Annotated in this window: 11 protein-coding genes; 6 read left to right on the forward strand and 5 right to left on the reverse strand. The window is 72.5% G+C overall.

Translation table 11 applies throughout. The features are described from left to right. Nucleotides 1–203 precede the first annotated feature (203 nt). The 5 genes from LCD35_RS06765 to mrf all read right to left on the reverse strand — a co-directional run bounded on the left by LCD35_RS06765 (nt 204) and on the right by mrf (nt 4,393). The gene (locus LCD35_RS06765; protein WP_225043911.1) at nt 204–1,619 is read right to left on the reverse strand and encodes a cell wall metabolism sensor histidine kinase WalK; all 1,416 of its coding nucleotides are present in this window, start codon (nt 1,617–1,619) and stop codon (nt 204–206) included. Beyond that, nucleotides 1,616–2,311 carry a response regulator transcription factor gene (locus LCD35_RS06770; RefSeq protein ID WP_224962883.1) on the reverse strand — a complete coding sequence of 232 codons (696 nt, stop codon included), beginning with the start codon at nt 2,309–2,311 and terminating at the stop codon, nt 1,616–1,618. The genes LCD35_RS06765 and LCD35_RS06770 overlap by 4 nt, the downstream gene beginning before the upstream one ends. 241 nt (nt 2,312–2,552) lie before the next feature. After that, nucleotides 2,553–2,705, reverse strand: a complete 153-nt coding sequence (gene rpmF / locus LCD35_RS06775; protein ID WP_224967884.1) for a 50S ribosomal protein L32 — start codon at nt 2,703–2,705, stop codon at nt 2,553–2,555. 111 nt (nt 2,706–2,816) lie between these two features. Further along, complete coding sequence (locus tag LCD35_RS06780; protein WP_224963330.1) at nt 2,817–3,068, reverse strand: type B 50S ribosomal protein L31; 252 nt, start codon at nt 3,066–3,068, stop codon at nt 2,817–2,819. A 62-nt stretch (nt 3,069–3,130) separates the two neighbouring features. Continuing rightward, complete coding sequence (mrf, locus tag LCD35_RS06785) at nt 3,131–4,393, reverse strand: ribosome hibernation factor-recruiting GTPase MRF (protein ID WP_224963110.1); 1,263 nt, start codon at nt 4,391–4,393, stop codon at nt 3,131–3,133. An 87-nt stretch (nt 4,394–4,480) separates the two neighbouring features. Here mrf and rpmB point away from each other — a divergent pair, with 87 nt between their 5' ends. From rpmB to LCD35_RS06815, 6 genes are all read left to right on the forward strand, one after another. Then, entirely contained in the window at nt 4,481–4,717 is a 237-nt protein-coding gene (gene rpmB / locus LCD35_RS06790) for a 50S ribosomal protein L28 (RefSeq protein WP_224963108.1), read from the forward strand. After that, nucleotides 4,717–4,881 (forward strand): 50S ribosomal protein L33, encoded by a 165-nt coding sequence (gene rpmG, locus LCD35_RS06795; RefSeq protein WP_224963106.1) that lies wholly within the window; start codon nt 4,717–4,719, stop codon nt 4,879–4,881. The genes rpmB and rpmG overlap by 1 nt, the downstream gene beginning before the upstream one ends. Before the next feature lie 12 nt (nt 4,882–4,893). Continuing rightward, nucleotides 4,894–5,199: a 30S ribosomal protein S14 gene (rpsN, locus tag LCD35_RS06800; RefSeq protein WP_224963104.1), complete on the forward strand. Its 306-nt coding sequence runs from the start codon at nt 4,894–4,896 to the stop codon at nt 5,197–5,199. Continuing rightward, nucleotides 5,196–5,441, forward strand: coding sequence for a 30S ribosomal protein S18 (gene rpsR / locus LCD35_RS06805; RefSeq protein WP_224963101.1), 246 nt, complete (start codon nt 5,196–5,198; stop codon nt 5,439–5,441). The genes rpsN and rpsR overlap by 4 nt, the downstream gene beginning before the upstream one ends. A 341-nt stretch (nt 5,442–5,782) precedes the next feature. Next, a complete protein-coding gene (bluB, locus tag LCD35_RS06810) occupies nt 5,783–6,448 on the forward strand; it encodes a 5,6-dimethylbenzimidazole synthase (RefSeq protein WP_224963098.1) in 666 nt (221 codons plus the stop codon). A gap of 73 nt (nt 6,449–6,521) precedes the next feature. Then, a complete protein-coding gene (locus LCD35_RS06815) occupies nt 6,522–8,012 on the forward strand; it encodes a diguanylate cyclase (protein ID WP_224967888.1) in 1,491 nt (496 codons plus the stop codon). Nucleotides 8,013–8,046: the final 34 nt, after the last annotated feature.

The raw sequence follows: 8,046 nt of genomic DNA on the forward strand, positions 1-8,046 counted from the left end.
AGGTGTTCGATGCTGTTGGATTTTCGGACGGATTGCGCCGGATGGGCGCTTCCGGTCGGTACGAGGATCACACGGCGGCACCAGCGGCCGCGGAACGGGGGACGGCGCGTCCGCCCGATCCGCCCAGCGCCGTCCCCGATCCGCCCAGCACCGCCGCCGTTCCGCGCAGCGCCGCCGCCGATCGGCTCAACCGCCGCACGCGGTCAGCCGACGTGCCCCGGCAGGACCATCCGCAGCAGCGCGCCGCCCTCGGGCGCCGCACCGGCCCACACGCTGCCGCCGTGCCGCTCCGCGACCTGCTTCACGATGGACAGCCCGAGCCCGGAACCGGGCAGCGTGCGCGCCAGCGACGACCGGTAGAATCGCTCGAACACGTGCGGCCGGTCCGCCTCGGCGATGCCGGGCCCGCCGTCGGCGACCTCCAGCACGACCGAACCGGCGCCGTCCGGGTAGAGCTGCACCCGCACCGTGTCGCCGTCCCGGCTCCACTTGGCGGCGTTGTCCAGCAAGTTCAGCACCGCCCGCTCCAGCGCGGTGGCGTCGCCCATCATCGACCAGGGCTGCAACCGCACGTCGAACTCGACGGGGCCCGCGCGCCTGCGCGCCCGGTTCAGCGCGCGCTCCACGACGTCGACGAGCTCGACGGGTTCGTGCACGGCCTGCGGGGCGTCCTCCCTGGCCAGTTCCACCAGGTCCCCGACGAGCGCGGAGAGCTCGGTGATCTGCCCGCGCACGTCCTCGAACATCTCCTCGCGGTCCTGGTCGGACAGTGCGGGCGCCCCCGGCTGCGCGGCGGCCATCAGCAGTTCCAGGTTGGTGCGCAACGAGGTCAGCGGGGTGCGCAGCTCGTGACCGGCGTCGGCGACCAGCCGCCGCTGCCGCTCCTGCGATTCGGCGAGCGCCCCCAACATGTCGTTGAACGAGGTGGTGAGCCGGGCCAGCTCGTCGTCCCCGGACACCGGGATGGGCCGCAGATCACCGGTGAGCGCGACGCGTTCGGTGGCCGCGTTGAGCCGCTGCACCGGCCGCAGCCCGGCGCTGGCCACCGCGGTGCCCGCGGCGGCGGCGAGCAGGATGCCCGCCCCGCCGATCACGACGAGCACCAGGCTCAGCTGCGCGAGCGTCGCCTTCGTGGGGCCGAGGGACTGCGCCATGACCAGCGCGCCGTTGTCGGCGGGCACCGCCACGATGCGGCTGTTGGTGGCCTCGTCGGTGCGGATGGAGCGGGGCAGCTTCCCCTGCGCCACGGCGAGTTCCAGCGGCCCGGACGGCGGCCGCTGGCTCGGCGCGAGCTCCGCCCCGTTCGGGTAGAGCACGCTGATCTCCAGGTTCGCCGCCGTGTAGAACGCGACCGGAACGCCTTGCAGCCCGGCGGGTTCGTCGATCAGCGGCCCGGACTCGGCTTCGACGGCGCGCCGCAGCAGGCTGTCGTCGAGCTGCTCGTAGAGGCTGTCGCGCACGGTGAAGAACGCGCCGAGGGACACCAGGGCCACGGCTCCCGCCACGGACAGCGCGGCCAGCAAGGTCACCCGGTTGCGCAACGAGATCCGCTGCAACCGGCCGCGATCACCGGTACCGCCGGTCTCGGCGTCGGGAGCGGGCGGGGCGGGCGCCGTCACGGCGGGGTCTCGCGGAGCACGTAGCCGACGCCGCGCACGGTGTGGATCAAGCGGGGTTCACCTTCGGTCTCGGTCTTGCGGCGCAAGTATCCGATGTAGACCTCCAGCGCGTTGCCGGAGGTCGGGAAGTCGTAGCCCCACACGTCCTCCAGCAGCCTGCTGCGGGTGAGGACCTGCTTGGGGTGCGCCATGAGCAGTTCGAGCAGCGCGAACTCGGTACGGGTGAGGCTGATCGGCCGGTCGCCGCGGCGCACCTCGCGGGTTCCGGGGTCGAGCTGGAGGTCGGCGAAGCTCAGCGCGGGCGGCAGCTCGTCGCCGTCGTCGGCGGACGGGGAGGCGCGGCGCAGCAGCGCGCGCAGCCGGGCGAGCAGCTCCTCCAACGCGAACGGCTTCGGCAGGTAGTCGTCGGCGCCCGCGTCGAGCCCGGCGACCCGGTCGGACACGGCGTCGCGGGCGGTGAGCACCAGGATCGGCAGGTCATCGCCGGTGCTGCGCAACCTGCGCGCCACCTCCAGGCCGTCCAGGCGGGGCATCATGACGTCCAGCACCATCGCGTCGGGCCGCTGGTCCGCCAGCTGGTCCAGGGCCTGTTGACCGTCCGCGGCGAGCTCCACCTGGTAGCCGTTGAACTGCAACGAGCGGCGCAGGGACTCGCGCACGGCCCGGTCGTCGTCGACGACGAGGATGCGCATGCGGACAGTGTTGCGCGTAGTTCTGAGATGAACCTGAGAACCCGCAGCGGCGCGGCGCGCCGCCCACCTCGATGTGACCCAGACCGCGCCCACCGGGCACGACACCGGGCCGCACCGGCGGATCAGCGGGTTCCCGGCGGCTTCCCCGCGGGACGGCGCCCTCCACCGGGAGCGGGTAGCCACCGGGGAGAACGGTCCCGCGGCGAGGAAGCCGCCGCGCCCTACGCGCGGGGACCCGCGATCACTTCTGCTGGAAATACGGGATCAGGTTGCGGGGGACCAACTTCTTCTCGCCGTCGATGACGACCGGCACCAGTTCGGGCGCGGTCGCCTTCCACTGCGAGCGGCGGTGCCGGGTGTTGCTGCGGGACATCTTCCGCTTGGGAACGGCCATGCGGTTCTTCCTCCTCGATCAGGTGGTGCCGGGGTTCGGCGGTGCCGGGTCCAGCGGCGCCGGGATTCGGCGGGCACGGGTCCAGCGGTGCCGGGTCCAGCGGTGCCGGGTTCAGCGGCGGCGGTCGCCGTAGCGGCGCCGGAACTTCTCGACGCGGCCCTCGCTGTCGAGCACCCGCTGGTTGCCGGTCCAGAACGGGTGCGAGTCGGCGGTGATGTCGACGACGATCAGCGGGTAGTTCTGCCCGTCCTCCCAGGTGACGGTGTCCTCCGAGGTGGCGGTGGAGCGGGTCAGGAACCGGGTGCCGGTGGAGCGGTCCTGGAACACGACGGGGCCGTACTCGGGATGGATGTTCGGTTTCACGATCTCCTCCTGTGCTGGTCGTTCCGGTCGCGCGCCCGGGGTTACCCGGCGGGCCGGGGTGCTCATGCCCCGCGCTGGTCGCCTTCGCTGGACGCGGGCGCCTGCTGGGGTTCGTCGTCGGCGCACGGGTCCTCGTGCCATTCGCCGAAGGGGTCGGGCAGTTCGCGCCACGCGGTCTCGCCGAGCGCGAGTTCCTCGTCGGTGAGCAGGGCTTCGTGCAGGGCGCCGCGGATGGCGCCGGGGTCGGCTTCGTGCGCGATGACGACGAGTTCCTGCATCCGGTCGCCGTAGTAGTCGTCCCAGTTCAGCGAGGCCTTCACCTGGCGTTCCGGGTCGACCTGCGCCCACTGCTCGGGGGTCTGGGTGACGAGCCACGGCCCGGCGTGCCCGACGCGCAGCCCGCCGCCGGCGGATTCGAGCCAGAGCGCGGTGTCGGGCTGGCTGGCGACCCAGGCGCGGCCGCGGGTCCGCACGACGCCGTCGAGCAGCACGTCGAGCGCGTCGTGCAGCCGTTCCGGGTGGAACGGGCGGCGCTGCTCGAACAGCACGACGGACACGCCCGATTCCTCGTCGAGCGGCGGCTGCCCGCGCAGCAGCGGGCCGTGCGCGCCGTCGACTTCGCCGCGCCGGGCTCCGGCGGGGATGCCGGCGAGCAGCGCGGGCACGTCGAGCCCGGTGAGCGCGGTGCGCGGGGCGGCGGGGGTCAGCCGGTCGAGGACGGCTTCGGTGCGCACGGTCTGCCAGCGGTCGGCGTCCCCGGCGAGGACGACGGCGTCGGCGAACTCGACCTGCCCGACGCCGACCTGGGCGACGGTGCGCTCGTCGTCGGGGCTGCCCGCGAGGCCGCGCTCGTAGAGGGGTTCGTCGCCGCTGACGTCGCCGAGCCAGCTGGGCAGGTCGACGGCGGTGAGGACGGCTTCGACCTCGACGTCCTCGGCTACCGGGGCAGTGTCGACGACGACGTGCTCGATGGCCCAGCAGATCGCCTCTGGTTCGAGGGAGGAGTCGAGGCGCACGACGATGCGCCGCACGTCGGGGGCGGCGGCGAGCCTGCGCAGCAGCGGCAGGAAGTCCTCGCGCAGCGTGCAGGACACGCAGCCGTGGGCGAGTTCGAGCACGGTGAGCTGTTCGGAGTCGCCGTGGCGCAGGTACCTGCGGACCACGCCGGAGGTGACTTCGCGCAGGTCGTGGTGCACGACGGCGGTGCCGTGCGGGTCGGTCGCGCGGACGGCTCCGGCGGTCTCGGCGACGTGCTCGCCGTCGAGCCCGGCGACCACGACCAGCGGCACCCGGGCGGCCTCGGACGGTTCGGTTTCGGTGCCCACTCGCAGCCCCAATCAGGAACGGTTTTCATCTGCCGAACCGACACGGTACCCTTATTGAAAACGACTGTCGTTATCAGGAGGCCCCTCGTGTCCATCCGCTGCCAAGTGACCGGGCGAGAACCCGGCTACGGCAAGCAGGTGTCGCACTCGCACGTGCGCACCAGCCGCCGCTGGCTGCCCAACGTGCAGCAGCGCCGCTACTGGCTGCCCTCGGAGAACCGCTGGATCCGCCTGCGGGTGTCCACGAAGGGCATCAAGACCATCGACAAGCGCGGCATCGAAGCCGTCGTCGCCGACATCCGATCTCGCGGGGAGCGCATCTGATGGCCAGCAACGACGTCCGTCCCGTGATCAAGATGCGGTCCACCGCGGGCACCGGCTTCACCTACGTGACCAGGAAGAACCGCCGCAACAACCCCGACCGGCTGCGGCTGCGCAAGTACGACCCGGTGATCAAGAAGCACGTCGAGTTCCGCGAAGAGCGCTGAGGAGAAGACCCGGTGGCCAAGAAGTCCAAGATCGCCCGCAACGAGCAGCGGAAGGTGCTCGTCGCCCGGCACGCCGAACGCCGCGCCGAGCTCAAGCGGATCATCTCCGCCCCCGGCAGCTCCCCCGAGGAGCGCGCCGACGCCGTCGCCGAGCTGTCCCGGCAGCCCCGCGACGCCAGCGCCACCCGCGTGCGCAACCGCGACACCGTCGACGGCAGGCCGCGCGGCTACTTCCGCAAGTTCGGGCTCTCCCGCGTGCGCCTGCGCCAGCTCGCGCACAACGGCGAACTGCCCGGCGTGACCAAGTCGAGTTGGTGAGCACCGTGCCCAGCGAACGCAAACCGCCCCGCCGCAAGCAGAACCTGCTGCGCAAGGAACGCGTCGTCACCGTGGACTGGAAGGACGTCGCGCTGCTGCGCAAGTTCCTCTCCGACCGCGGCAAGATCCGCTCCCGCCGGGTGACCGGGCTGACCATGCAGGAGCAGCGGGAGGTCGCCACGGCGATCAAGAACGCCCGGGAGATGGCCCTGCTCCCCTACCCCTCCCCAGCCAAGCGCTGAACTTTTTCCTTGGTTTTCGGCTCGTCTTGCTCGGGGGTCGGGTGGCGGAACCTCAGCGGGATTCTCGCTGCGGGATCTTTTTCCCGAGTGGCTCCGCCACGAGGGAAAAAGCTGTCCTCGCGAGAATCCCGCTGAGAACCCGCGGGTGGTCCGGTTGCTTTGGTGGTCGGCGGCTCAGCGGCTTCGCCGCTGACAGGCAACCACCGATGGAATCCGGCGGGTGCTGGGTCTCGGTCCGCGGGTTGGAGTGCTGGTCGGCGGTTGCGCCGCTCGGCTGGTCTCGCGGGCGGTGTGCGCTTCGCCATCACGTTCGGGTGGTCTAGCACGGCAGGATTGCGGCAATGACCGCTCGATCCACCGAACCGATGCCCGCCGCCGACCTCTACGACGTGCTGCGACGCCGCCGCGACGTCCGCAACGAGTTCACCGGCGGCGAGATCCCGGACGAGGTGCTGCGCCGCGTGCTGACCGCCGCGCACAGCGCCCCCAGCGTGGGCCTGAGCCAGCCGTGGGACTTCGTGCTGGTCCGCGACGAGGCCACCCGCCGTGCGTTCCGCGAGCACGTGCGCGCCGAACGGGACGTCTTCGCCGCCGAGCTCAGCGGGGAGCGGGCCGAGACCTTCGCCAAGATCAAGGTGGAGGGCATCGTCGAGTCCGGCCTCGGCATCGCCGTCACCTACGACCCCGACCGCGGCTCCCCCGCGGTGCTGGGCAGGCACGCCATCGCCGACGCCGGCCTGTACTCGGTGTGCCTGGCCATCCAGAACCTGTGGCTGTCCGCGACCGCCGAAGGCCTCGGCGTCGGCTGGGTCAGCTTCTACCGGGAGGAGTTCCTGCGCGGGCTGCTGGACATCCCCGCAGGCGTCCGGCCCGTCGCCTGGCTCTGCATCGGACCGGTGCACGCCCTCGCCGAAACCCCTGACCTGGAACGACACGGCTGGCGGCGGCGCTCGCCGCTGGAGGACGTCGTCCACCACGACAAGTACCGGGGCGGCCGATCCCGGTAGCCTGAAGCTGAACACGCGGGGAACGGGGCACGAGGACGATCTCGGAGACGCCGTGCGACAGGACGATTCGCTGATGTCGGGGCACATCCCCGCGCAAGATCGTCGCGTGCGGGCCCTGCTCGATTCCGGTCACTTCCACGACGCGGACGTCGCGTTCGACGAACTCGTCTCGACCGGGACGAACCTGGTCGGCGAGCAGTGGAACCGGGCGACGGTGCTGGTGCACCGCGCGTGGCTTTCCTGGCGGCTCAACCGCATCCCGCAAGCCCTGGAACTGGCGGCGGAGGGCTGGACGGACCTGGACGCCGACCAGCCGAGCGGCGCGTCCGCGGCGCAGACCATCAGCATCCTCGGCAACCTGCTGGAGACCATCGGGCACCGGGAGTCCGCGCTGGAGCTGATGTCGCTGAGCGTGCAGGTGGCGCGCAAGGCGGGCGACCCGGAGACGCTGGCGCACTGCCTGGTCCGCCAGGCCAGCGCGTTGATCTTCCGGTCGGTGGCGCGGGAGGTCTCCGCCGCGGAACGGCTGTTCGGCACGGCCCGCGACCTGTTCGACGAGGCGCTGCTGCTCGTCGGCGAGGGCCAGCTGCGCCGGCTGTCGCTGGCCGGTGGCGCGCGGGCCCTCGCCGGCCTCGGACGGCTGCCGGAGGCGGAACGGCTCGCCCAGCGCGCGCTGGAGCTCAGCAAGGAGGCCGAGGACGGGTTCTGCACGGCCGTGGCGAACTGGGTGCTGGCGGTGGTGCGGCGCGACCAGGGAGACCTGCACTCGGCGCGCACCTTCGCCAGCCGCGCGCTGGACAGCGCCGAGAGCATCGGCGACACGATGCAGATGATGCGGTACTCGCTGGACCTGGCCTCGGTGTGCGTGCAGCTCGGCGACGCCGTGGGCGAGGCGGCCGCGTTGCGCCGCACGGTGCGGGCCGGGAGCGCGGCCGTGGAGACGCTGCAGGAAGGCCTCGGCCAGGCGCTGGAGCAGCGGCGGGTCGCCGTCCAGGCGCAGCGGCTGGCGACGGCGGCGCAGGAAGCGGCCGTGCGCGACCCGCTGACCGGCCTGGTGAACCGCCTCGGCCTGCAGCGCCAAGCACCCGAACTGCTGGCGGAGACCGCGGCGCAGGGCCGGATCCCGTGGCTGGTGCTGCTCGACGTGGACTGGTTCAAGGACGTCAACGACTACGCGGGGCACGCCGCCGGGGACGCGACCCTGCAGGAGGTCGCGCACCTGCTGCGTCGCGAGTGCCGCGCCGACGACCTGATCTGCCGGTGGGCCGGGGACGAGTTCGTGGTGCTGCTGGTCGACGACGCCGAGGACTCCCGGCACGCGGGCCCGGTCGTCGCGGAACGCATCCGGTCGGCCGTCGACCGGCACGATTGGCGCCTGGTGCTCGGCTGCACGCGCCGCGTCCCCACCGTCAGCATCGGCGTCGCCGGCGGACCCGCGAAGCTGGACCACCTGTTCGCGGCGGCCGACATCGCGCTGTACCGGGCGAAGCGGGCCGGGCGGAACCGGGTGGAGACCGATCACGGCGACCCGGAGCAGGACCGGCCGGAGATCCGAGGCGGCTAGGATCGGCGCCCATGTCCGCCCCGCCCCCGCACCC

Origin of the sequence: Saccharopolyspora sp. 6V (genome assembly GCF_020176785.1) — a bacterium.
Lineage (GTDB): Bacteria > Actinomycetota > Actinomycetes > Mycobacteriales > Pseudonocardiaceae > Saccharopolyspora_C > Saccharopolyspora_C gregorii.

Excerpts from the sequence above, each read along its gene's own strand:
- LCD35_RS06770 (WP_224962883.1), bottom strand. The coding sequence starts at position 2,311 with ATGCGCATCCTCGTCGTCGACGACGACCGGGCCGTGCGCGAGTCCCTG.
- LCD35_RS06815 (WP_224967888.1), top strand. The coding sequence starts at position 6,522 with ATGTCGGGGCACATCCCCGCGCAAGATCGTCGCGTGCGGGCCCTGCTC.
- rpmF (WP_224967884.1), bottom strand. The coding sequence starts at position 2,705 with ATGGCCGTTCCCAAGCGGAAGATGTCCCGCAGCAACACCCGGCACCGC.
- rpmG (WP_224963106.1), top strand. The coding sequence starts at position 4,717 with ATGGCCAGCAACGACGTCCGTCCCGTGATCAAGATGCGGTCCACCGCG.
- bluB (WP_224963098.1), top strand. The coding sequence starts at position 5,783 with ATGACCGCTCGATCCACCGAACCGATGCCCGCCGCCGACCTCTACGAC.